This window comes from Stratiformator vulcanicus (genome assembly GCF_007744515.1).
Taxonomy (GTDB): Bacteria; Planctomycetota; Planctomycetia; order Planctomycetales; family Planctomycetaceae; genus Stratiformator; species Stratiformator vulcanicus.
In genome coordinates this window covers 2,258,525-2,281,550 of the sequence record NZ_CP036268.1, presented here as the reverse complement: position 1 = coordinate 2,281,550, position 23,026 = coordinate 2,258,525, and the positions used below count along the sequence as shown (strand labels likewise).

19 protein-coding genes are annotated in these 23,026 nt (G+C 58.5%); 10 read left to right on the top strand and 9 right to left on the bottom strand.

Going from position 1 to position 23,026, the window contains the following annotated elements:
* Positions 1-78: 78 nt before the first annotated feature.
* From Pan189_RS08920 to Pan189_RS08885, 8 genes are all read right to left on the bottom strand, one after another.
* A complete protein-coding gene (locus Pan189_RS08920; protein WP_145363577.1) occupies positions 79-1,260 on the bottom strand; it encodes a glycosyltransferase in 1,182 nt (393 codons plus the stop codon).
* Complete coding sequence (gene asnB, locus Pan189_RS08915; RefSeq protein WP_145363576.1) at positions 1,257-3,182, bottom strand: asparagine synthase (glutamine-hydrolyzing); 1,926 nt, start codon at positions 3,180-3,182, stop codon at positions 1,257-1,259. Before asnB ends, Pan189_RS08920 begins: the two co-directional genes overlap by 4 nt.
* Positions 3,183-3,306: 124 nt before the next feature.
* Positions 3,307-4,713, bottom strand: a complete 1,407-nt coding sequence (locus Pan189_RS08910) for a DUF1501 domain-containing protein (protein ID WP_145363575.1) — start codon at positions 4,711-4,713, stop codon at positions 3,307-3,309.
* A 75-nt stretch (positions 4,714-4,788) separates the two neighbouring features.
* Positions 4,789-7,503 carry a PSD1 and planctomycete cytochrome C domain-containing protein gene (locus tag Pan189_RS08905; RefSeq protein ID WP_145363574.1) on the bottom strand — a complete coding sequence of 905 codons (2,715 nt, stop codon included), beginning with the start codon at positions 7,501-7,503 and terminating at the stop codon, positions 4,789-4,791.
* A 174-nt stretch (positions 7,504-7,677) separates the two neighbouring features.
* On the bottom strand, positions 7,678-8,136 hold the full coding sequence (locus tag Pan189_RS08900; RefSeq protein ID WP_145363573.1) for a hypothetical protein: 459 nt from the start codon (positions 8,134-8,136) through the stop codon (positions 7,678-7,680).
* Positions 8,137-8,202: 66 nt separating this feature from the next.
* Positions 8,203-9,024, bottom strand: a complete 822-nt coding sequence (locus tag Pan189_RS08895) for a hypothetical protein (protein WP_145363572.1) — start codon at positions 9,022-9,024, stop codon at positions 8,203-8,205.
* The gene (locus tag Pan189_RS08890; RefSeq protein ID WP_145363571.1) at positions 9,021-9,671 is read right to left on the bottom strand and encodes a MotA/TolQ/ExbB proton channel family protein; all 651 of its coding nucleotides are present in this window, start codon (positions 9,669-9,671) and stop codon (positions 9,021-9,023) included. The genes Pan189_RS08895 and Pan189_RS08890 overlap by 4 nt, the downstream gene beginning before the upstream one ends.
* Before the next feature lie 218 nt (positions 9,672-9,889).
* Entirely contained in the window at positions 9,890-10,444 is a 555-nt protein-coding gene (locus Pan189_RS08885; protein WP_145363570.1) for a YfcE family phosphodiesterase, read from the bottom strand.
* A gap of 312 nt (positions 10,445-10,756) precedes the next feature.
* Here Pan189_RS08885 and Pan189_RS08880 point away from each other — a divergent pair, with 312 nt between their 5' ends.
* Positions 10,757-11,434: a response regulator transcription factor gene (locus tag Pan189_RS08880; RefSeq protein ID WP_310821268.1), complete on the top strand. Its 678-nt coding sequence runs from the start codon at positions 10,757-10,759 to the stop codon at positions 11,432-11,434.
* A 290-nt stretch (positions 11,435-11,724) separates the two neighbouring features.
* Complete coding sequence (locus Pan189_RS08875) at positions 11,725-13,767, top strand: hypothetical protein (RefSeq protein WP_145363569.1); 2,043 nt, start codon at positions 11,725-11,727, stop codon at positions 13,765-13,767.
* A gap of 209 nt (positions 13,768-13,976) precedes the next feature.
* On the opposite strand, the gene Pan189_RS08870 is transcribed toward Pan189_RS08875, so the two are convergent.
* On the bottom strand, positions 13,977-14,861 hold the full coding sequence (locus Pan189_RS08870) for a ThuA domain-containing protein (protein ID WP_145363568.1): 885 nt from the start codon (positions 14,859-14,861) through the stop codon (positions 13,977-13,979).
* A 141-nt stretch (positions 14,862-15,002) separates the two neighbouring features.
* Here Pan189_RS08870 and Pan189_RS08865 point away from each other — a divergent pair, with 141 nt between their 5' ends.
* From Pan189_RS08865 to Pan189_RS08835, 8 genes are all read left to right on the top strand, one after another.
* The gene (locus tag Pan189_RS08865; protein WP_145363567.1) at positions 15,003-15,329 is read left to right on the top strand and encodes a hypothetical protein; all 327 of its coding nucleotides are present in this window, start codon (positions 15,003-15,005) and stop codon (positions 15,327-15,329) included.
* Between the two features lie 116 nt (positions 15,330-15,445).
* On the top strand, positions 15,446-16,648 hold the full coding sequence (locus Pan189_RS08860; protein WP_145363566.1) for an iron-containing alcohol dehydrogenase: 1,203 nt from the start codon (positions 15,446-15,448) through the stop codon (positions 16,646-16,648).
* Positions 16,649-16,677: 29 nt separating this feature from the next.
* Positions 16,678-17,802, top strand: coding sequence for an outer membrane protein assembly factor BamB family protein (locus Pan189_RS08855; protein WP_310821266.1), 1,125 nt, complete (start codon positions 16,678-16,680; stop codon positions 17,800-17,802).
* A gap of 69 nt (positions 17,803-17,871) precedes the next feature.
* Positions 17,872-19,182, top strand: a complete 1,311-nt coding sequence (locus tag Pan189_RS08850; protein WP_145363564.1) for a coproporphyrinogen-III oxidase family protein — start codon at positions 17,872-17,874, stop codon at positions 19,180-19,182.
* A 72-nt stretch (positions 19,183-19,254) separates the two neighbouring features.
* Positions 19,255-20,832: a DUF1559 family PulG-like putative transporter gene (locus Pan189_RS08845; RefSeq protein ID WP_145363563.1), complete on the top strand. Its 1,578-nt coding sequence runs from the start codon at positions 19,255-19,257 to the stop codon at positions 20,830-20,832.
* A gap of 287 nt (positions 20,833-21,119) precedes the next feature.
* Positions 21,120-21,269, top strand: coding sequence for a hypothetical protein (locus tag Pan189_RS21315; RefSeq protein ID WP_310821265.1), 150 nt, complete (start codon positions 21,120-21,122; stop codon positions 21,267-21,269).
* A gap of 129 nt (positions 21,270-21,398) precedes the next feature.
* Positions 21,399-22,205 carry a DUF1559 family PulG-like putative transporter gene (locus Pan189_RS08840; RefSeq protein ID WP_145363562.1) on the top strand — a complete coding sequence of 269 codons (807 nt, stop codon included), beginning with the start codon at positions 21,399-21,401 and terminating at the stop codon, positions 22,203-22,205.
* 202 nt (positions 22,206-22,407) lie between these two features.
* The gene (locus Pan189_RS08835; protein WP_145363561.1) at positions 22,408-22,944 is read left to right on the top strand and encodes a hypothetical protein; all 537 of its coding nucleotides are present in this window, start codon (positions 22,408-22,410) and stop codon (positions 22,942-22,944) included.
* Positions 22,945-23,026: the final 82 nt, after the last annotated feature.

The window sequence follows — 23,026 nt, the reverse complement described above, 5'->3', positions numbered from 1 at the left end:
AGGATTTCTCACCACTTTGGCCAAGGATTGGCCGCGAGGGGCTCTGCCCCTCGTTTTTTTATGCGCGGTCGGGAAAAATCAGCCGCGATTGGCGGCATCAAGGAGCACCTCTTCGAGCACGCGAATCGCATGGCGGGGTGTGTGGCGTTGCTCGACGAACGTCCGAGCCGCATCGGTCCGTGATCGCCAGCTTTGGGGGTCGTCCAGATAGTCGCTGATCGCATCCGCAATCGCGACGGGGCTGCCGACCGGCACGAGCCGCCCGAGCCGACCGTTGTCCAGAATCTCCGCCGGGCCGCACGGGCAATCGGTTGCAATGACCGGCACGCCGGCAGCGATCGCTTCAAGTAGCGCGTTGGGCGATCCCTCATCAAGCGATGGCAGAATGAAGAGATCGGCCGAACCCAATATCTCAAAGGGATTCTCGACGTGACCGTGAAACTCGACGCGGTCGTCAATTTGTTCGGCGGATGCGATACGGCGCAGGTCTGCTTCGTCGGGGCCGTTGCCAAGCAGATGGAGCCGCATCGGTCGCTGGTCACCCCTTGTTCGCAAAAGTGCTAGAGCGTGAAGCAGATCACGCTGGCCTTTCTCGGAGCGCAACCGACCGACGCAAATAAGGTGAGTCGCGCCGTCAGATCGATCGATCTCATCCGCTGACTCGACGCTCGCTTGAATCTGAGCGAAGTCGATCAGGTTTGGCGTATTCACCACCCGATCAGGCGGCAGGTCAAAGAACTCGATCACCTTCCGCCGCAGGCATTCCGAATTCGCCGTGACGGTCGCGGCCGAGTGATAGGCCTTTCGCGCAGCGTAGCGTTGCACGCGAGGAAACGGTTTGAGCCGCGAAGCGAAATCGGCATCCGGATTAGAGCTGTAAGCCGAGACGCGCGGGATACCGCTCAGCCAGGTGGCCGGAGCCGTTTGCAGCGTGGTGTTGATGAGCCGATCGTACAGAACGTCGATGCGGTGCCGGCGGCACGTTGCGGCGAGATCTCTCGCCAACGTGAAGCGAGAAACTCCTCGACGCCACCGGCGGCCTGACGAGCCGGGGCCGCAAAATACGTCGACCGAAATATCGTCCGGAATTAGCTCTCCGAGTTTTTCTTCGCCGCGAAACAGATAGAGAAACGGCTCAAACAGCGATCGATCGAGATGCCGCAAAATCGCCCGGATTTGCGTCTCCGCCCCGCCCCCGGTCAGGGCGTGCGAAACAACCATCACGCGGACGCGCTGCTGACCTTCGATCGTGCCACTCATACCGCAACGCCCGATCGCTGCCGCTCCAGCCACGCGTTGAACATCAACACGTTCCACAGCAGATAATGCCAATTGTCGCCGGCCAAGTGCCGCCGCCACAACTCGCGAATCGGCTGCGGATCAAAGTAACCTTCCTCCCTGAGCCGATCCTCACGCAACAGTTCCTCGGCCCACTCGCGGAGCGGCCCGCGCAGCCAATGATCGATCGGGACTCCGAAGCCTTTCTTCGGGCGGTCGAATAATTCGGTCGGAACGTAGCGCCCCAGAATCTCTTGCAACGGCCACTTCCCGCGCCCGCGGCGATCCCACCGCAATCGCGATGGCATCTGCCACGCGAATTCAACGACGCGATGATCGAGCAGCGGGACACGTGCTTCGAGCCCCACGGCCATACTCGCCCGATCAACTTTCACGAGAATGTCATCTGGCAGATAGCTGAGCGTATCGGCAAACAGAAACGTTTCCGGATAACGCAGCGCGTCCGGCCACAAGCCCGGGTCCGATGCGAACGTGCGGGTGTCTCGAGATTCGAGGGCGACGTCGGTCGCGTTCGTCCAATGCTGAAGTTGGGCGCAGTAGAGATCGCCGACCGTCCGGACGCCCACCCGACTGAGCCGTCGCACGATCCGCTTCGGAATGCGACCTGGCACCCGGCCGGTTCCGAGCCGCCCGAGCAACGCGGCCGCTTGCCTGACCGGTCCCGGAGCGAGCCGCAGAATGTTCCACGCATCCCTCGTCACCCGATAACGCTCGTAGCCGCCGAAACTCTCATCCCCGCCATCACCCGACAGTGCAACCGTCACCGATCGCCGGGTCAGTTCCGAAACCAGATAGGTCGGAATCTGAGAGGAATCGCCGAACGGTTCGTCATACAACTCCGGCAACTTCGGAATGACGTCGAGGGCGTCTCGTGGCTCGACGTAGAGTTCGGTGTGGTCGGTCCCGAGGTGCTTCGCCACCGCCGCGGCGTGCGGTGCTTCGTTGTATTCCGTTTCAGAAAATCCGATCGAAAAACTCTTCACGGGCCGACCGCTCTGCTTCTGCATCAACGCCACGACCAACGAGGAATCGATGCCGCCCGATAGGAGCGCTCCGAGCGAAACATCGGCGATCATCCGCTTGCCGACGGCATCGGTCAGCAGGGTCTCAAGCTCATCGCAATATTCTCGATCCGACCGTTCGGAATCGTTGCCGGAAGCTCGACGGGAGGCCTCTTCGACTACCTCCGACAGCGACCAATAGGCTCGGGGGGACGGATCGCGCTCTTCGGCCGAAAATTCAATGATCGTTCCGGGAATCAGTTTTGAGATTCCGGCATAGATCGAAAGGGGAGCCGGGATGTAACCGTGCCGCAAGACCTGGGCGACGGCGTCGCGATTCACGTCGGCACCAAATTCAGGGTGAGCTCTTAGTGCTTTCAGCTCCGACCCGAAGAGCAGAGTTCGACCGGCCCAGCCATAGTAAAGCGGCTTGATCCCCAAGCGGTCGCGAGCGAACGTGAGCGTCCGCTCTTCGCGGTCCCACAGAGCGAAAGCGAACATCCCGATCAATTTTTTCAGCGTCGCCTCGATACCCCATTCGGCGATGCCTTCGAGAAGCACCTCGGTGTCGCAATGCCCGCGAAATCGTCGACCGGCCGACTCGAGTTCGTCCCGCAGTTCGGAGAAGTTATAGATCTCTCCGTTGTAGCTCAGCACATATCGCCCGCAGGCGGAGGGCATCGGCTGAGCGCCGGCCTCCGAGAGATCGATGATCGATAGCCGGCGATGGCCGAGTGCGATGCCCGCGTCGGGATCGACCCACGTCCCGCTGCCATCGGGTCCGCGGTGCGAAAGAGTGTCGGCCATCGCACCGGCAACCGAACGCATCGCCTCGGCAGACTGCCCGCCGCCCGGTGAAAAATAGCCGCTGATGCCGCACATTAAATCGAAAACCGCAGGGGCGAAAAGATGTCACGCGCTCAGGTCGCGGCATCATGCGGCCACACACCGGTGATTCGCAAGCCGCTTGGTCCGCTGCCGGACACGTAGTTTCATCCCCGCGGCATCATGCCATCAGCTCGTCGATGACCTCGCCGCCGACCTGCGAGAGTTGTTTGAACCGCCCCGCGTGAAAGTAGGTCAGCTTGTTGTCGTCGAGTCCCAACATCCGCAGAAGCGTCACGTGCAGGTCTTTGATGGGATGGACGACTTCAACGGCGGAGCCGCCGATCTCATCGGTCGCGCCGACATAGCGCCCTCCGCTTACGCCTCCTCCGGCGAACACGACCGACATCGCATTCGCATTGTGATCGCGACCGTACGAGACGCCCCCCGATCGAACACCGTTGTCGGGACTGCGGCCGAACTCGCCGCAAATAACAACGAGCGTTTCGTCGAGCAAACCGCGTTGTTTCAGGTCGGCAATCAAAGCGGCGATCGGCTGATCGACAGTGCGGATCATCCGACCGTGCGCGTCGGCGATGAAATCGTGCGAATCCCAGCCTTCCTGATAAATCTGCACAAATCGAACGCCCTTCTCGATGAGCTTTCGGGACAACAGACATTTCCGCCCGAACTCGCCGGTGACTCGGTCTTCCGTGCCGTAGTCTCTGAGTGTGCGGGATGTTTCCCCGCCGATATCGAGAATCTCGGGCACGGTCATCTGCATTCGAAAAGCGAGTTCATAGCTCGCCATGCGAGCCGATAAATCTTCGTGCTGCGGATGTCGTTGCTGATGCGCCGCATTTAACTCGGCCAACAGATCGAGATTTCTTCGCTGCGTCCGCGTGGACACACCCGGGGGTGGATTGAGGTCGAGAATCGGGCTTCCCTGCGGCCGCAAGGGGGTCCCCTGAAAATTAGCCGGCAGATATCCGCTCGACCAATTCGCCGCCCCGCCCTGCGGTAGTACCCTGCCGGGCATCACCAGATATCCGGGCAAATCCTGGTTCAGCGAACCAAGTCCGTAGGTCACCCACGACCCGATCGCCGGATCACCGCCGAAGCGATTTCCGGTGTTGATGTGATAAAGGGCGGTCGGGTGATTGACCGACTCAGCTTGGCATCCGCGATAAATACAGAGCTCGTCGGCCACCTTCGGGAGATGGCCGAACTGGTCGCACATCCACAGGCCGCTCTGTCCGACCTGGCGCGTTCGAAAGGGGCTGGCCACGTAATAGCGCTTGCCCCCGTTCATCGCGGACGCGAATTTGTCATCGCGCCGAAATTCATTTAAGTGTAGTTTTTGCAGCACGGGCTTCGGATCGAACGTATCGATATGACTCGGCCCGCCCGCGAGCGTGATGAAGATGCACGACTTCGCCTTGGCTGCAAAATGTCCCTGCTTCGCGGCAAGCGGCCCGGCCTCTTCGATTGCCGAGGGGGCGTCCTCAGCCTGAGTGAACGAATTCAAGGCCGCCGTGCCGAGCGTGGCACCGAGGCCGTAGAGAAAGTCACGACGCGGCAAAGACATTGAACCGAGCCATTAAGGTGTTGTGGGGATTGACCGCAAAGTATCAGGCGGCCGAGTAAGACTTACCGACCGGACTTAATACACGTAGGCGAATTCATTCGAGTTCAAGAGGACGAGGCATAGTTCCGCCCAAGCTCGCTGCTCTGCCGTTGCCATATTGGCAGTCAGGTCCGGTTCGTAATTCTTATAGACGTCGAGTTGTTCGAGCCACTGCATCTGATGCCCGAACTGCTCACCGAGCCGTTCGCGGACCAGTTCCGTCGGAAGTTCGATCGGCGGCGGTGTTTTCGCGGAATGATAAACCTGTGATCGGCCGATGTGGTCGAGACAGGCCATTAAATCCCGTTTCGATGGTTCACGACCAAAACAGAGCCGATATGCCGATTGAATCCGTTGCTTCGGCGAAGCATTTTCGTCGATCAGACGAACGGCGAACGCGAGCGCCCGATGGTGGACGCTCTCACTATTAAATAGAGCAAAGACCTGCGGGGTGACGGTCGATGCATTACGACGCCCGCACGATTGATCGGGTGTCGGCTGATCGAACACCTCCAGCATCGGATCGCGAAGTCCTCGAATCTTCTGAGCGTAGATCGTTCGTCGGTTCCGCAAGAGCGGAGTTCGCGACGGCTGATAGGCCGGAGCCACCCCGCCCATGATCATCCGCGGCTGAAAGGCGACATCCCGATTAATTTCAGGACGAATTGGAATCCCGCCCATCTCGGCGTTTAAGTCTCCGGAAACGACCAGCATCGAGTCACGAAGTTCTTCCGCGGTCAGCCGTCGTGGAGGAAACCAGCTCAGCAACTCGTTATTCGGATCGACACTGTCGACGGCGTCACGTTGCGGGTGCGACGTCGAGCGTCGGTAGGCGTCGCTCGTCAGAATCAGGCGATGCACCGCCTTGGTCGACCAGCCCTGTTCGATGAAGTAATTCGCCAGCCAATCAAGAAGTTCGGGATGGGTCGGTTCTGATCCCGTGACCCCAAAGTTGTTCGGCGTATTGACCAATCCACGACCGAAGTGCCATTGCCAGATGCGGTTCACATAGACGCGCGCGGTCAACGGATTGGCGTCGCTAGCAATCCACGCGGCGAGCTCGGTCCGCCGACCGGTCATCTCATTCGTGAGGCTCGAATTCCGTTCTTCATCGATCATGCGGTCGACCGCGCTGAGAACGCCCGGCTCAACCTCCGTGCTCGGTGAAGCGATCGAACCTCCCACGAGGATCGATACCTGCTGGACTTCGCCACTACGTTTGTTGGGGACCTCGTGGATCGACTTCGTCGAGCGAAATTTCGGATTTAACGGACCGTTATAAACACTGAAAGCCCGCGGCTGGGTCATCAGCAATGTCCGTCGATGTTGCTCCCGGTTTTTATTTTGAATTCTCTTAAAATCTTTCCTTAATTCCCGCTTTAACTTTTCATCAGCTCCCGGCGGAATGATAAGTTCGGTGCCGTCATTCTTGGCGAGCTGCTCGTATCGTCGGCGTTGATCCGACATGCCGGTCGTATTTTCTTCCGGCAGAAATGGGGCCGGGCGATCGGCGAGTTGGACCGGTGCGAACGCCGCCTGCATCCGATAGTAATCCTGAGTCGGCAGCGGATCGAATTTGTGATCATGACATTTAAAGCAACTCATGTTCGTCGCCAAAAATGTCTCCCCGACGGTATTGACCGCGTCGTCCAGGAATAGCTGCCGCGTCTCCGCGAACACAGACATCCCGGTGTGCTCCCAAGGTCCCATGCGAAGGAACCCAACCGCGATCAGCATTTCCGGGTCGTCCGGATCGATTTCGTCTCCGGCGATTTGCTCTCGGATAAATTGATCAAACGGTTTGTCGGAGTTAAACGATCGGATGACGTAATCGCGGTAGCGCCATGCGTTGGGGCGACTGAAGTCATTCGCATAGCCTGCGGTGTCCGCATACCGCACGACATCGAGCCAATGCTGAGCCATTCGCTCACCGTAATGAGGGCTCGCGAGCAGCCGATCAATGACCCTTTGATCGGCGTTGACCGACCGATCTTCGACGTACGCCGTTACCTCGTCCGGCGTCGGCGGCAGGCCGGTCACATTGAAGGTGATTCGGCGGATCCACTCGACCCGGTCCGCGGGACCTGCCGGAGTCACTCCGGCCTCCGACATGCGGCGTTGCAAGAAGGCATCGATCGGGTGCTCAATCGCACCTGCAGCCGATGCGATTTCGGGGACTGCCGGATTCGCTCGCGGTTGGTAAGCCCACAGGTCTTTGGGCTGATAGCGGCGGTAGGTCCAATCATCGGAAAGCCCGCCCGATGTCGCGACGATCACGCCTTGATCTGACGATTCGGACTTCCATGAATCCTCAACGATCCGTTTCTGAATGTCGGCGTTCGGCCAGACAGCTCCCTCGCGAATCCAGCGTTCGATCGCAGCGATTTGCTCGACCGACAACCGATCGTTCTCCTTGGGAGGCATCTCGTAGCCTTCCCAGCGGATCGCCGAAAGCATTGTGCCCTCGTCGGGCTGTTTCGGGACGATGCCCGGCTCGCCCGACTCTCCACCTTTGAGCAAGGCGGCACGGGACGACAGATCAAAGTCGCCTTTCAGGTCGTCCCCATCCTCGCCGTGACAGGCGAGACACTTCGCTTTGAGCACCGGCAGCACTTGCAGCGTGAAGTGCCGATCAGCCTTCGAAATCGGCTCTGCCGCAAGTGCCTCTCCCGAAACGAAGATCGCCACCGCAATCGCGGCTGCCGCTGCGATTGAGAGCCAGGGGTTCGCGAAAAAGCGATAGCGATGCATTCTGACCACGTCGCGAGCGAAATCGTTGATGAGAATTCGGAATGCTTGCCCGTCCCCGTCCGGGAGGATCGCCGCTCCGAAGCTATCTATAGGGTAACTCCGATGCGACAGCACGTCGAATCGGAATCTCGCCTCACGGTGAGAAATAGCGCCGCGGTTACTTCAATCAGGCGTTCAGCGTTCGATAAATTTCTCCGACTGATCGACCGCGGAGTCCTCAATACCGGCTTCGCTCATCGCCGCTTGGAGTTCCTCCTCAGCCGCAGCGCGAGCGGCTGGGGTGCGATAGATCGTTGCTTTCAGACCGTCATCGCCCGGTTGTTCCGCAATAAGCGAGACCAACTTTGACAGGTCGATCGGTACCCAGGACCCGGAATCGGCCCCTCGGACCAAGAACTCGCGGTCGTCGATCAGAACGTCGAGCGAGCCGTCCGACTCGGCGATTTCACTTGACTCAACGTCAGGATCGTCGGCCACCGATTCACTTTCGGTTTCCGAAGTCGAAGTCTGCTCGGTGACCGTGGTCGTTCCGCCATCCCCCTCTCCCAAGCCGAAACCGTTCATCAAGCCGTTCAGGAGCGCGGCCACGCCAATGACCGCGGCCGCGAAGATACCGATCTGCAAACGTCGCATGGCTGTCTTTCCAGTTGCTTTGAGAATGGCTGAGGTCGGCGGAGAGTCCCCGATGATATCAGTCTACTATGGCACCGTCGGGCCGTCTCCGGGGTCGAACCCCAAAATCGCATATTCGAATTGTGTTCGTCCGAGCCGGTCGTCTCGCATTTCTTTGAGTGCCATGGGCAGCCCCTTGAGAACCGCATTACGAGCGTCGGCGCGGGCATCGCCGTAGGAGACGAGCACCACCACAAGGTTCTTCGGCTGCGGTAGGGTCTTGTAGTTCGTGAATATCTTCGACGCGAATTCGTCGGGCGTCTTTGCCCGGATGACGTTCGACCATTCGCCCGCTTTGAGCACGATCTCGCCGGTCTCTCTGATATGCACGCTCCAGATATCGGCTCGCTTGCGGAGTTCATCGTACGTGAGCAGAAACTCGACGATCTCTCGACCCTTATCATTGGCCAAGCGTTCGAGTTGGTCCTTCAACCGCTGCACCTCTTCGGCGGTCTGCGGTACGCCCGGCGGCTCTCGAGGACGGAAGACCTCGGCGATCACCTCTTGAGGCACGTCGAACAATTTCGCGAGCAAATTGCCGGCCGTGCGCTGTCGGGCTTCGAGCTCGGCTCGATCTTCGGCTAATTTCTGAATCTGCCGTTCGAGTTCCGCCTTGCGTTGCGAGAGTTCTCCTTCGACGACCAATGTCGTTTGCGATCGCTGTTCCAACTCGTCCAGCTTCCGGCTCAACTGAGTGTCCATCTCGGCCCGTTCGGCGGCGACCTGTGCGGTGACCGATTCGGACTGCTGATCGGCAGTTTGTTGCACATCGAGATATTGCGCAAATATTACGATGAGCAGCAGATCGAGCAGCGGCGTGAGTTGGAAGTGGAGACGCTGAATTTTCATTCCGGCTTCTCCCCGCTCACCGTCAGTTCCCGCTTCGCGCGTGCGATTACGTCGCGAACATTGGCCCGGCTCTCGGTCAAGCGGGCAAATCTTGGTTCAAGGATGCTGCTCAGAAACATCAGCAGGATGGCTGCGGTCAGTCCCGCGAACGTCGACCAAATCGCGTCGCCGAAGCGGGCCACAATGACCGAGACGGCCGACGCATCTCCCGTCGAAGCATCACCGGCCAAGGCAGAACCGATCGCGAGGATCGTTCCGAGCACGCCGGCCAAGGGGTAGGCCTCGATCATCGTTCGGGCGACGTTCCAGGCCGTTTCGAACGACAGCGAATTGAGATAGCCGCGTTTCTCGTCGAGCACCTTGATTCGGTCGAGCAGCGACCGTCGTTCCTCGACCGCCTTCGGGTTGTCGAGCACCTCCCGGACGTCGGCGAGAAATGCCTGAATCTGGTCGGCGAGCCCCGCTGTGCCTTCGAGAATGCTGCGATGTCGCAGGCTCCGCGTGAACTGGTCCAGAGATGAAGCGATCACCCGCAGATCGCGGCCCGCCCAAATCGAAAGAACTGCGAATGCGAGAACGTGCGCACCACAAAATCCGGCAATGACAAGCGTCGAAATCCCGGACAGCGAATCGAGCGAAACTGGCATGATGGTGAAAGACTCCAACGCTCGATGAATAGAAAACGGGCGGAGCGGGACCTCCACGCCGGCGAGTCGGGCGCGGACGAAACTCTGTACGGTGTGCTGAGTTATCGCGGGAAGTGCCCGATCCGTCCACCCGAACTCGGCACTTCATCGTGCAAAACCGATGCCGACCGGTCCCGTCGGACCGCTTGAGCGGAATCCGCAGGCGAGGTCTGCCTGCTTTAGAGTGAGGGCTCAGGCTCCAAGTCGATGATGCGGGCGACGGTCGCGGACGGGTCATTCGGGTTGGTCTCGATCAAAGCCACCGTCGGGCGACCGAAGACCCACCCGCAGGTTTCCCCGGGATTGACGAACAACCGACCGGAACTGTCGCGGGAGATGCCGGGGCGATGCGTATGGGCCCAGATCACGATCCGGGCGTCGTCGAGAAAGCCCCGGCATAGCTCGAGTTGGTGGGTAATCAGAATCCGCAAATCCCCTTCGGTTCGAACGCCGATTGGTCCTTGGGCAATCGTGCCGACGGTTCGCAGGCCTCCGGTGATCCCGATTCGATTGCCCTCGTTGTCTCCAAAACAGGCGACGAGCGGACTGCTCAGCCGACGCAGCGTCGGCGTCAGAATCGGAGAAACAAGGTCACCCGCAAAGATCGTGAGGTCGACCTCAGCTGCATTGAAGAAATTGATCGCCCGCTGCGTCATCGAAACGTGATCGTGCGTATCAGCGAACACGGCAATTTTCATTTGTTCTTTTGGAGCAAACTCCGGCTGGCGAGCCATGATCTTCCCCGAGCGACGTCATGCAAACGGATCGATTAGCGACCAATGCCGACTCACTGATCTTTACCAAAGACCCAAATTCGTTGCGATCGATTCAATTGTGATCTCTGATGGGAAACTCGCAATCGGCCCCGCCTCTCGATATGCTCAATTTTTCGTTGTGAGCGATCATAAGACAGATCGCAGCGTTCTCTTCACTGGGCGTCTATATGGCAAGTCGCTCCTGATCGGTAGACCTGTGTTTTTCAGGCGGTGCGAGTCGGACCGATCCCATCCTATCGCTATTTCTTGTCGAACTGCCGCTTTGGAATCATGACGAATACTGCCGAACGCGACGAACTTTGCATGTTGGACGCTCCCGAAGCCATCGTTCGAATCGTGGACGATGACGGCGAGGTGCTTCGCTCGAACAAGTTTCTGATCGAGTCGGTCGGCATCTCGGTCGAAACGTTTCTCTCTCCGCAGGAGTTCTTAAGCACGTTGGACCCGAACGTCCCCGGGTGCATTCTGCTCGATCTGCGAATGCCGGAATTGAGCGGCATTGAAGTTCTCGATCGCCTCCGCGAACGCGGAATCGATATGCCGATTATCATCCTGACGGCATATCCCGAGGTTTCTTCCGCCGTCCGTTCGATGAAAAAAGGCGCGGTCGATTTTCTGCCCAAGCCGGTCAGCGATCAAGTATTGATCGAACAGGTCCAGCGGGCGATCGAAAAGGATCGCGAATGCGTGGCTCGCCGACAGCGGGTGATGAGCGTCCGGCAGATGCACGAATCGCTCACCGCGCGGGAGAGTGAAGTGATGGACTTGGTAGTCGAGGGACTGTCGAGCCGGGAAATCGGTGATCAACTCGGCGTGAGCTTCAAGACGGTCGAGGCCCATCGGGCCAAGATCATGAAAAAAATGCGGGCTCCTTCTATTCCCGATCTCATCCGCAAAGCAGTCGAAGTACGCGGCGGCACCGCAGCCGACCCGAACGGCAACGATTGACCGAGACATCGGAAACGCACGTTTTGCGATGTGACCACGATGCTCAGCTGGCAATAGTAAAGGGGATGTGCACAAATCCCTGCGGTATCGCCGCCCGCTGAACTCGGGCCGGTTGCGGACGAGAAATGAGCTAGCAGCATCGCGATGCCGCCAAAAAGTGGGACGACCGGAGCGGTCAAAGTCTCGCCGTTCGTTACAGCCGGAAAGCAGGTTTGCGAACTGCTATCGATTCGCTCCCTCTTCAAATTCACCGTTTGACGTTGCGGTGTCGCTGTAGTGAAGTGGTTGAAATGCGTCCCTCCTCCGGCTCCCTCAACGGCATGACAGACATTCCCGGTGCGTCCGAATCGGCTCACTCCGATGGCTCGCCCGCCTCGGCACCGACCGGTGGCGAGATTCGGTTCGGGTACTATTACCTGATCGTGATTGTGGTCGCTGCCGGACTGCACGCCGCGGCCATCTGGAACGCCGAGCCGCTCCAAAGCGCGAATGATCGCTCGCGCTGGGCGACGGTCTGGTCGCTGGTGGAGCGGAATTCCTTTCAGATTGACAGGCTGCAGAGGGATTCGGGATGGAGAACGATCGACCGAGTACTCGTCGATGGTCACTTTTATTCCAGCAAACCACCACTGCTCCCTTTGGTCACAGCAGGAATCTACGCCGGCTATCGCCAGGCGCTCGACCGCACGCTCACACAGTCACCGACGCTGCTGACGCGACATGTATTGACGATCCTCAACCTGCTGCCGTTGGTTGCGGCTCTGTGGCTGACGTGCCGAATCGTCGATCGGTATGCGAGATCATCAACGGCGCGGCTGATCGTGCCGGCAGTTCTGGCCTTCGGGACCTTCCTGTCGCCATTCTCGGTCGTTCTGAACAACCACACGCCGGCGGCAATGACGCTCGTCTTTTCCATTTACGCGCTGCTATCGATCTATAGCGACGGTCGACGCAGTGCCGTCTATTTTGCCGCGGTCGGATTCTTTGCGGCGGCAACCGTCGCCAACGAACTACCAGCTTTGGCGTGGTGTGCGATCTGTTTCGCTGCGATGGCCAGTAAGGATTGGAAGCGGACTCTGCTCTATGCCGCGCCCGCTGCCGCCGTGGTGGCAATCACCTACTTCGTGTCGCTCCGCATCCAAACCGGTGGATGGAAACCGTTTTACGCGTATTACGGCACCGAGCTTTACCGCTACGTCCACGAGGGCGTGCCCAGCTACTGGCTCAATCCGCAAGGGATCGACCGCAATCTTGATTCGCCGCCGATGTATTTATTTCACTGCATCCTCGGCCATCACGGCATCATCTCTCTCACACCTATTTTCGCGATCACGTTCTTCGGCTGGTTTCGACTTTGGCAAGATCGCCGCCATCCGCTGATGCCCCTGTCCGCCGTAACCGCCGCGTTGACGGTGGTTGTTCTCGGTTTCTATCTAATGCGAACTGAGAACTACAATTACGGCGGCAACAGCAGCGCCCTTCGCTGGGCGCTTTGGATGATTCCGCTTTGGACAATTTCGCTCATCCCGGCGTTGGATGCGTGGGGCGAAGACCGCCGCACCCGACTCATCGCGGCACTCCTACTGGGGGCTTCCGTCGCCTCGGCTTGGTCGTCGGTTGATAATCCGTGGCGGCATTCCTGGCTCTACCGCGAAATGGAATCGGCCGGACTCATCGATTATTCGACGCCTCTCGAACCCTTACCGAGAACGATCACCACCTGGTTCCCATCGCTGCCGGGAGCCGCAGATCAAAGTGACGAGTCGAAGCCTTGGGTGACATTTGCGAGCGTCAACGAGGACGGGTCGTCCGTCCAAATTCGGTTGACCTCGCTCGGCATCGAAAATCGGGATGAGCGTGTCATCCAAAAATTAAAAGTCAATTCTGCCGGAAGCGGTTCCAATCTGCCCGACCGCATGGAGTTCGCGGTCGATCGAGAACTCTTCGAGGGAGGGTCTGCCCCGGAAGAATTCTTAATCACGCCGACGGAGCAGCCCGAGCGAGAACGGGTTCTGAAGTTCCTGCAAATGGTTCCGGGCAGTTATGAATTGCTTCCGGGGACAAATCGCTATTTACGGACCGATCTCCGGCAAGATGCGTTTCGCTGCCGGTTCGCCGCCGCGACGATTTCTAAGACGAATGGCGATAACCGAAACGAGCACCGCATTGAGACGTATCTCTGCGAAGAGATTCCGTTCGGCTGCCTGAAGTTTCGAATCATTACTCGGGACGGTTCAAGCGGAACGACGATCTCCCGCAAAGAATTTGTGGTCACCGGATCAAATCCCCCGCCGCCGCCGATCTCGCCATTAACTCCGGAGTCGTTCGATTAGGGCGGCACGCAGCTTTCTGTCGCGGCGATCAGAGCACGTCCCGGATGCGATTTCAATATTAGCCGGAGGCGCAAGCCGATGGTCGATCAACCAGCGATTCTCTCGACGGCTGGCGCCTCGGGCTTGTATGACAGACGAATCGAAAAAACTCTCAGTCGGAGCCTCGCTCCCGAAATGACCGGAAGCGAGGCGCGTTCTTGACCCGGCTATCAATTCCCCTCAACCGCCTTCTTGGCTTTCGCCTCTTCGGCGGCTGAGACCTCAGGGTTGGGCGTCGCGTCCCCGTCGACCTCGCCGTTGATCCATTTGACGGCCATCACGATCGAATCGAGGAACGGCTTTCTCGTCCACGTCTGCTCGCGGTGTCCGAGATTGTTGTAATAAATTTTGCCCTCGCCGTATTCCTTCGCCCACGCGACCGGAACGTGATAGGGCTTCTTGATCTTGGTACTTGCCATATCGATGCTCATTAATACCCGGACCTTCTCCGGCTGCCAGTTCTTGTATTGGTAAATTTCGTCCTGCCACTCGACGGTTTTGCCGAACTCTTCGACAAAGGGTTTCATCGCCGGAAACTCGGTGTCGTGAACGGTCAAGGAAACCGTGGCCCGGCTCGTCCAAGGATGTCCCGCGAATGTGCCGCCGATCATGTCCCAGTAGGGCTTGTATTTCTTATAGGTATCGCTCGCCGAGTGGACGCCGATCACGCCATGCCCCTTCTGCTTGAGCCAGTCGCCGAGAAAATAATCGAGGTCTTCATCGCCGATCGGCAACTTTCCGGTCGTGTAGAGCATCACGATGTCGTAATTCGCCAGATTTTCCTGCGTGATGTCGAGTTCGGCGTCCTGTGTACAGTCGACGGTGAATTCGCCGCTGGTTTGGGCGAGTTGCTTGATGGCAATCTCGGCGGGCGAAAGCTCTTTTTTGCGCGTGACCGACCCATGACGGAAGCCCGCGCTCTGCGTCAGGAAGAGGATTCGCGGCTTCTCGTTGGTCTCACCCGCAAAGGCTGGCACGGCGGGCATCAAACTGGCGGCGACCACGACGGATGCGAGCAGCGTGGCCAGACATCGGGCTGAAAATTTCTTGGACATGCGAGACACTTTGAAATTGGTCGAATTTGGTTGTGACGGCCGGACGGAATCATCAACATCGGCTGACATGATAGACGCAGCGCCGGGTCAGAGTCACGCGACGGCTCGAATTCGGCATCCACACGAAAGGAGTGGGATCGCATGGAATTGCCCGACCAGCTCGCGGTCATCGCGCGCCGAATTTCCGACTACCCCGACGCACGGCACGCGGTCATCAATGTGGCCGATGACTTTGCGGCCGTAGCGACATCGCCGGGCATCCCGGACGGCCACCGACCCGAATTCGACGATCTGGCCCGAGAGCTCTCGGACATCAAACCGAGATTTCCAAGTCAGCCCACGACGTCGATTCTTTTCGACCGTGCGGGACTAGGAAAGCCGGGCCGGGAAAGAGCCCTTCGCATCGCTCACCGGATCGAAGCATTGTCGCGCGACCTCGCAGCGGACCGGGCCGGGAGAACGACATGAATGTGACGCCGATCCCTGCGCAATTTGTCCGGACCGCCGCGCCAACGTACAATCATGGCTGTCTGAAGAACGAGTGACTGCTTCGCCGCCCACCACACTGCCTGACCGTTCCCGCCATGACGCAGCCCGCCGCGGCCAAAGATGATTCGCATCACGATGAGCGTTTCGCCCCCGGTGACGGGTTCGATTGGCAGCCGCGAACCCGTGTGATCTTTGGGAAAGGCCGACTCGACCGCCTCGGCTCGCTCGTTCGAGAGTACGGCGGGACGAAAGTCTTGGTCTGCTCCGACCCCGGAGTGCGCGACGCCGGGCACACCGCGCGCGGGAAATCGTCACTCGAAGCGGCGGGTATCGACGCGGTTATCTTCGACGAGATCAATCCGAATCCCACCACCGAAGACGTCGATCGCGGACTCGCGGTCGCGAAACGGCACGCCGTCGATTTTATCGTCGGTTTGGGAGGCGGCAGCGCGATGGATTGCGCGAAGGGCGTCAACTTCCTGTTCTCGAACGGCGGGCGAATGCAGGACTATTGGGGCGTGGGCAAGGCTCAAGACCCCATGCTGCCGATGATCGCCGTCCCGACCACCGCGGGCACCGGAAGCGAAGCGCAATCGTTCGCCCTCATTGCGGATGCCAAGACCCACCAGAAGATGGCCTGCGGCGATCGCAAAGCGGCCTGCGTCGCGGCGATCCTTGACCCGGAATTAACGGTCAGCATGCCGCGCTCCGTCACCGTAGCAACGGGGCTCGACGCGATCGCGCACGCGATGGAGACCTATGTCACCAAACCCCGAAACGGCATGTCGTCGTTGTTCGCCCGCAGGGCTTGGGAACTATTGGCGACCCATTTTTTAAGAGTGGTGCAGAACCCGGATGACGTTGATGCCCGTGGCGCCATGTTGTTGGGAGCCCACTTCGCGGGCGCGGCGATTGAATCGTCGATGCTCGGGGCGACCCATGCACTGGCTAATCCAATTACGGCTCACTACGGCACGACGCATGGGGTTATTATCGGCCTCATGCTGCCGCATGTTGTCCGGTTTAATTGGGAGACCGCCGGCCATCTTTATCAAGAACTCGGGACTGACACAGGCCTCCTTGAAGATCACAATACAGAACCACTTTCTGCGATGACCGAGTTTCTCACATCATTGCTGCGACACGCCGGACTCCCGACGAATCTCGGGACGCTCGGCGTGGAAGAATCAATGATCCCGACACTCGCGGCCGAAGCCGCCGAACAATGGACGGGGAAATTCAACCCCCGGCCCGTCGACGCAAAATCACTCGAAGAGGTATATCGATGGGCTTATTAAAGTGGCGAGAGTCGAGTGGCCGGGGGCGAGTGACAACAGCAGTAGCGGTCCTGTCTGCCGCCTTCGTTTTCATTTCTCCGGCCGCCGCGCAATGGTCGTCATTCCGGCAGGACCCTCAATTGCAGGGGATTGCCAAAGACACATTGCCCAAGAACCTGAAGGTCCACTGGTCAATTGATGCACCCGACGGGGTCGAAGCAACCGCAGCGATCAAGGGCGGCAAAGTCTACGCGGCGTTTCTGTCGGGCGATCTCAAATGTCTGGACCTGAAGGACGGCAGCGAACTCTGGTCGTATCGAAGCGACCCCGATGCCGGCCCCGACGACTTTGCCCCCGGTTATAAATCTTCTCCGGCAGTCTTTGACGGACTTGTCTATATCGGCGATGAGGACGGTGTGATTCATGCCGTGGAGGCAGACAGCGGTCGTCGCAAGTGGTCCTATCAAACAGACGCCGAAATCATCAGCTCACCGACGGTGGTGGAAGGACGGCTCGTCGTCGGATCATATGACAATAATCTCTACTGCTTCGACCCGGCGAGCGGGGCAAAGCTGTGGCAGGTCGAGACACTCGGCTACGTCCATTGCACTCCCGCGATCGATCGGGGCTTAACCTTTATTGCCGGCTGCGATGAAACGCTGAGGGTGATTAATCTTAAAGACGGCGCCGAGGTGGCTGCGATGCCGTTGGGAACCTATCTCATCTCGTCTCCGGCCGTCCGCGACGGGCTGCTTTATCTAGGAAATTATCGCGGCGAAATCGTCGCAATCGACTGGCGAAAGAAAAAGAACGTCTGGACCTTTCAAGGGAGCGATCGCGAACTCCCGATTCACTCCTGCGTGGCAGTCAGTGACGACCGGGTCGTTATCGGTGGACGCGATAAATCGATTTATTGCGTCGATCGCAAGACCGGAGAGAAAATCTGGTCAGTGTTGACCCGCGGCCGGGTCGATAGTTCTCCCGTGATATCGGGAAACCGTGTCTTTGTCGGGTCGTCTGATCGAAAGCTCTATGAAATCGACCTTAAAACCGGCGAAGTGCTCGAAGAGCATAACCTGCGCAATTCAGTCGTAGCCTCACCGGCTATCGCCGAGAAGTCTCTCGTCATCGGTACCGAAGGCGCGACCGGACGTCTGTGGTGCTTGGGTGAATAAACATCGCAACAAGAACGCGATCTGAGATTTTAATTACAGAAGAGCGATTCCTTCTTATCGGAACCAGTCATGTCCACTGACACCGCGCCAAAGACCGAGATCGGCAGTTATTTCGTTTCGAACTACCCGCCGTTTTCCCAGTGGAAGAGCGAGTACGTCAGCGAAATCCACGATACCCTCGATTCCGAGCCCGACCGTACTGTGCCGTTCGGACTCTATATGCACATTCCGTTTTGCCGGAAGCGCTGCAAGTTCTGCTATTTCCGCGTCTACACGAAGCAGAACGCGAAGACGATTCAAGATTACGTCGATGCTCTCGAGAAAGAGTTCGAATTGCTGGCGGCGAAACCGGTCGCTCGTGATCGGACCCTCGACTATGCCTACTTCGGCGGCGGAACGCCCAGCTACATCAGTTCGAAGCAATTAATTTCGCTGCGAGATCGGCTGCAACAACACTTGAATTGGGAGACCGCGCAGGAGGTTACCTTCGAGTGCGAGCCAGGCACGCTGAACGAGGGCAAAGTTCAGACGATGAAGGAAATCGGCGTCACGCGAGTTTCACTGGGCGTCGAGAACTTTAACGACACCATCCTCGAAGCGAACGGTCGGGCGCACCTGTCGCCGGAAGTATTCAAGGCTTACGAGTGGATTAAAGCGGCCGACTTTCCGCAGGTGAATATCGACCTGATCGCCGGGATGATCGGCGAAACTGATGAGAACTGGATGCAATGCGTTGAGAAAGCCGCAGAGATGGACCCTGACAACATCACCATTTATCAAATGGAACTGCCGCACAACACGGTGATTTCCAAAGAGATGAAGGAGTCGGGCGTAACGTCACCGATCGCCGGCTGGGAGTTAAAACGCCGCTGGATGAACGAAGCGATCGATTACCTCTTGGAGCGAGGCTATCACGTTTCAAGCGGGAACGAAGTCGTCAAGAATCCCGAGACCGATCGCTTTATCTATCGCGACAATTTGTTCCGCGGCTCAGACCTGCTGGCAACCGGAGTCAGTTCGTTCGGGCATCTGCAAGGCGTGCATTATCAGAACTACGACCGCATTGAAGATTATATGGAGGTCGTCGCGTCGGGCGAACTGCCGGTAAACCGGGCACTGCGCCCCACAGAGCACCAGAAATTAATCCGCGAATTCATTCTGCAGATGAAAGAGGGACGCGTCGCCACGACCCCCATAAAAAACAAGTTCGGCGTCGATCCGCTGGAAGAATTTGCCGAGCCGCTGGCAAACCAGAGCCGCGCCGGCTACTTGAATGTCGAAGGGGACGATATCGTGCTCACCCGCAAAGGCCTATTGCAGGTCGACAGCCTGCTCACCGAGTACTTTGAGCCGCAGCACCGATCAGTGCGCTACACGTGACGAGCGGCTCCCCGCAAGGCATAATCGATCGTTGATCCATCTCTTGCTTCTGGTTCGATTTCTCAAAGTGCCATGCCCAGTGATTCCGGTCTGCCCCCGCGTCGCCGCCGCCGCCCATCGCAACCCGGTGCCCCACCGCCTCGCCGAAAAAAACCGGGGGGAAATAGCTCGAAGAAGCGATCGGGAGGCCGCAAGCGAAAGAAGAGCGGACGAAACCCGGCTGTCATTATCATTGCGATCGTGGCAGGCGGCGGGCTGGCAATGCTGGTTTGCTGCGGGGCGTTTCTTTTCCCGGCGATGACGCAGGCGCGCAAGGCGGAGCGACGATCTCACAGCAGGAACGACCTGAAGCAGGTCGCCCTCGGCACGCATAACTTTCAGGACGTCTATGTCGTCCTACCCTCGGGGCCGGCTGGAAATGAAAAACTGTTTCGCTCAGATGAAGCCGACCGAAGTTGGCGAACGCACCTGCTTCCATTCGTCGGTCATCCGGACCTCTTCGACCGCATCGACAAAACCGCGGCGTGGGATGCCCCGCAAAATGCGGCTGTGTTCGCCGAGTCGATACCGGAATTTGTGAATCCGGCCCTGAACCCGGATGGCACTCCCGGGCCGTACGGCGTCAGCACTTACGAGGCAAATTCGCTGGTCTTCCGGTCCGACAAAGTGATGTCGCGGAAGGAAATCACCGACGGCGCATCGAACACGCTATTCATCGGAGAGGTCAATGCCGCCCTTCCCGCTTGGGGAAAGCCGGGCACAGCGCGCAATCCCGCCATCGGACTTGGTGGCGGCCCAGATCGCTTCGGCTCTCCCTGGACGATTGCCGGGGAGAATGTCGTGTACTTCACCCTGGGCGACGGCTCGGTCCGTCCGATCTCAAACAACATTGACCGACGAGTTCTGGGTTACCTTGCCAATCCGTCTGACGGAAACGAATTCGATGTGGCGAGCTTGGACGCAAAAGTGAATCCAACAGCTCAAACTTCGGCTTCAATTCCAGAGGGACTCCGTCCGAATGGTGGTCGACCAATTGATGGTAAGGAGCGGCTGAAGGAGATCGGTAAAGCGTCCCATGCGCACCATAATGTTCATGGTCATTTCCCAAGCGGACCAACGGAAATACCCGACGCGGCTGATACTTCGAAGCTCAGCGTGTTCGCTTCACTGCTTCCGCACTTGGGACAGCAAACGACATTCAACGCGATTGACCGCAACGCGTCGTGGGATTCATCGCAAAACCGGCGTGCTTACGGCACACGAATCGAGAACTTTTACCAATGGCCGGATCAGTCCGCTGTCGGCCCAAAGGGGTATGCTCTGTCGCACATTGCACCGAACAGCCGCTTGTTCAAAATTGAAGTTGACGGAAAAGTCGTAAGCCCCAGCTATCAGACGATTTCGGACGGTACCAGCAACACGATTATGATGGGCCAAGTCAATTCGCACTTTCGCCCTTGGGGCGACCCGAATGCCTCGCGTGATCCGGCCCTCGGATTCGGATCAAATCCCGATCAAATGGGCGGCAATGGAGAATTTTGCTTCATATTGCTTGCCGACGGGCGGGTGATGAAAATGACCTACAATATTTCTTCGCAGGCGCTCAAACATATATCTACACCGGCAGCAGGTGACACGCCGACGTATTAATTGAGTCGACGGTTTTGTCGTGCGACGAGCGGGTAGAAGGTCGGTGCAATCTTTAGCGAGAATTGAGGGTTTGACCGGTGGGCAATTCGAGCGACTGCTCATTTAATTGAGTGAGCAACTAAGTCTTCGTTCATAAATAATCGAATATCTCGCAAGCAGAACCCCAGCCGCCGTTTCCTGAACAGCCGGGTGATGTCATCCCGGCGAACGAGAGCAATGCTCACGCTCCGCAGCGGGACCCGAACTTCCCGGCCAAATCGAACAGCGGTGCGCTGCTGACGTGCGGGGTGATCGCCGTTCTCGGCCTCGGAGTCGTGGCGGTGCTGGCCTACTCCTTGGCGTTGTTCGGCCCTGGTGATCTGCCGGAGGGCGAACAAGACAATCAGAATCCAGAGATCGGAGCCGTGTCGCTCGACCCGTCGTTTTCGGTGATCTGAGCTTCCGCAAATCTTCGGTTCGTTCTCTGTTGGAATCGAACTGTTTTTCGAATGACATTTTCGCGCCGCCGACGCATACTCGTGCCATAAGCGACAAATGTCACCTCGATCAACAGCGAGCTCAGAACGATGTCTGATGATTCTCAAGACCAACAGCCCAGACGTCCGGCGAAGAAGAAGAGTTCAAATTCGACGGTCATCATTGTCGTGATTCTCTCGGTGGCCGTCGGCGGGCTGAGCATCGTTGCTTGCTGCGGAGTCGCGTTGCTGCTTCCTGCCGTGCAGGCGGCCAGGGAAGCGGCACGGCGCGCGCAAAGCCAAAACAATCTGAGGCAGCAGGCACTCGCGGCGCATAACTTCCACGACTTGCGCCAGGCATTTCCGAGCGGTCCGGCCGGGAACGACGTGACCTATACCGAAGGGATCGAAAATCCACCCGCCCGAAGCTGGCGGTCGCAGATGCTCCCCTTCCTCGACTACGACTTCTTGTATGAGTCGATCGACAAGACTCAGCCTTGGGATTCGCCGGTCAACGAGGCCGTTTTCTCAGAACCGATGCCGGTGTTCCTGAATCCCGGCGTCAGCACGGATGAAGTCGTCAACGGCTATGGAATCAGCAATTACGAAGCGAATTCTCAAGTCTTTACCGACGACCGCGTGTCACGTATCAGGGCTATCACCGACGGCCTCTCAAATACCCTCATAATCGGCGAAATCAATGCCGCGTATCCGCCGTGGGCGAAGCCGGGAACTCAAAGAGATCCGGCTAATGGCTTAGGCGGCGGACCGAACGCCTATGGCGCAGCTTGGCGAGACGGGGTGGTGAATTTCGTCTTCGCGGACGGAGCGGTCCAAACGCTCTCGCCGGACATCGACCGCGAGGTGCTTTCGAATCTGGCGAATCCGCAGGACGGTAATGGCGGCAGTCCTTTCTGAAGATCGCGCGAGTGCTAATTTGACTGCGGAGGCGTTGCTCATGAGCCTTGGTTCGGCGATGCTTTCGTTTGCGAACAGCCCGAGAGCTGAGCGGGTTGAGGCGGCGGTCCTTTCGGATTTGTAGGCGGAATGCTTCTGGTCGCCGTCCCAGAGGATAGGTCACTGCTCGTGTCGGAAGATATTTCCCGACCGGAGAATGCTGATGAACGCACTCACTGAACTCGACGCGATGATCGGGATGTTTGCCGATAGCGGAGAGCTGATTCGTCACGCCGAACATGTCCCCGCGGCGATGGTGCCCGAGAACTATCGCTGCCTGCTCGCGCACGACGAGCACATGACGGTCGCGATGGAGGCGAAGCACGAGTCGACGGTCGACGTGAACGTGATCCGCGAGCGACTCGAAGGCGACGTCTATTATCGCGAGATCACGCTGACGAAAACGGGGACGGACAAGGTCGTCCAATACGGACTGGTGAAGTTCGACTTCTCATGGGTCGGCGACGACGTTCGCAAAGAGATTCTCTCGAAGGAGACGCCGCTGGGGCGGGTACTCATTCGACACAACGTGTTACGACACGTTGACTTGGGTGCCCTTCTTCGCGTTGAAATCGGCCCGCGGCTGGCATCACTTCTTGAATGCGAGGTCGGTCGCGAAGTGTACGGGCGGCTCGCGACGATCTTTTGCGACGGTAAGCCGGCCGTCGATTTGCTGGAAATCTCCGCCCCACTTGCCTAAGAATCGATAATGACCGATATCATTAGGTAGGGGTTGCCGGTGCGCTGAAATGCCGGGCAAGCCGCCGTATCAACAGGGTTTG

Bases quoted from the DNA above. Each gene is read 5' to 3' on its own strand.
- Pan189_RS08920 (WP_145363577.1), bottom strand. From the start codon at position 1,260: ATGAGTGGCACGATCGAAGGTCAGCAGCGCGTCCGCGTGATGGTTGTT.
- asnB (WP_145363576.1), bottom strand. From the start codon at position 3,182: ATGTGCGGCATCAGCGGCTATTTTTCACCGGGCGGCGGGCAGTCTGCC.
- Pan189_RS08910 (WP_145363575.1), bottom strand. From the start codon at position 4,713: ATGTCTTTGCCGCGTCGTGACTTTCTCTACGGCCTCGGTGCCACGCTC.
- Pan189_RS08905 (WP_145363574.1), bottom strand. From the start codon at position 7,503: ATGCATCGCTATCGCTTTTTCGCGAACCCCTGGCTCTCAATCGCAGCG.
- Pan189_RS08900 (WP_145363573.1), bottom strand. From the start codon at position 8,136: ATGCGACGTTTGCAGATCGGTATCTTCGCGGCCGCGGTCATTGGCGTG.
- Pan189_RS08895 (WP_145363572.1), bottom strand. From the start codon at position 9,024: ATGAAAATTCAGCGTCTCCACTTCCAACTCACGCCGCTGCTCGATCTG.
- Pan189_RS08890 (WP_145363571.1), bottom strand. From the start codon at position 9,671: ATGCCAGTTTCGCTCGATTCGCTGTCCGGGATTTCGACGCTTGTCATT.
- Pan189_RS08885 (WP_145363570.1), bottom strand. From the start codon at position 10,444: ATGGCTCGCCAGCCGGAGTTTGCTCCAAAAGAACAAATGAAAATTGCC.
- Pan189_RS08880 (WP_310821268.1), top strand. From the start codon at position 10,757: ATGACGAATACTGCCGAACGCGACGAACTTTGCATGTTGGACGCTCCC.
- Pan189_RS08875 (WP_145363569.1), top strand. From the start codon at position 11,725: ATGCGTCCCTCCTCCGGCTCCCTCAACGGCATGACAGACATTCCCGGT.
- Pan189_RS08870 (WP_145363568.1), bottom strand. From the start codon at position 14,861: ATGTCCAAGAAATTTTCAGCCCGATGTCTGGCCACGCTGCTCGCATCC.
- Pan189_RS08865 (WP_145363567.1), top strand. From the start codon at position 15,003: ATGGAATTGCCCGACCAGCTCGCGGTCATCGCGCGCCGAATTTCCGAC.
- Pan189_RS08860 (WP_145363566.1), top strand. From the start codon at position 15,446: ATGACGCAGCCCGCCGCGGCCAAAGATGATTCGCATCACGATGAGCGT.
- Pan189_RS08850 (WP_145363564.1), top strand. From the start codon at position 17,872: ATGTCCACTGACACCGCGCCAAAGACCGAGATCGGCAGTTATTTCGTT.
- Pan189_RS08845 (WP_145363563.1), top strand. From the start codon at position 19,255: ATGCCCAGTGATTCCGGTCTGCCCCCGCGTCGCCGCCGCCGCCCATCG.
- Pan189_RS08840 (WP_145363562.1), top strand. From the start codon at position 21,399: ATGTCTGATGATTCTCAAGACCAACAGCCCAGACGTCCGGCGAAGAAG.
- Pan189_RS08835 (WP_145363561.1), top strand. From the start codon at position 22,408: ATGAACGCACTCACTGAACTCGACGCGATGATCGGGATGTTTGCCGAT.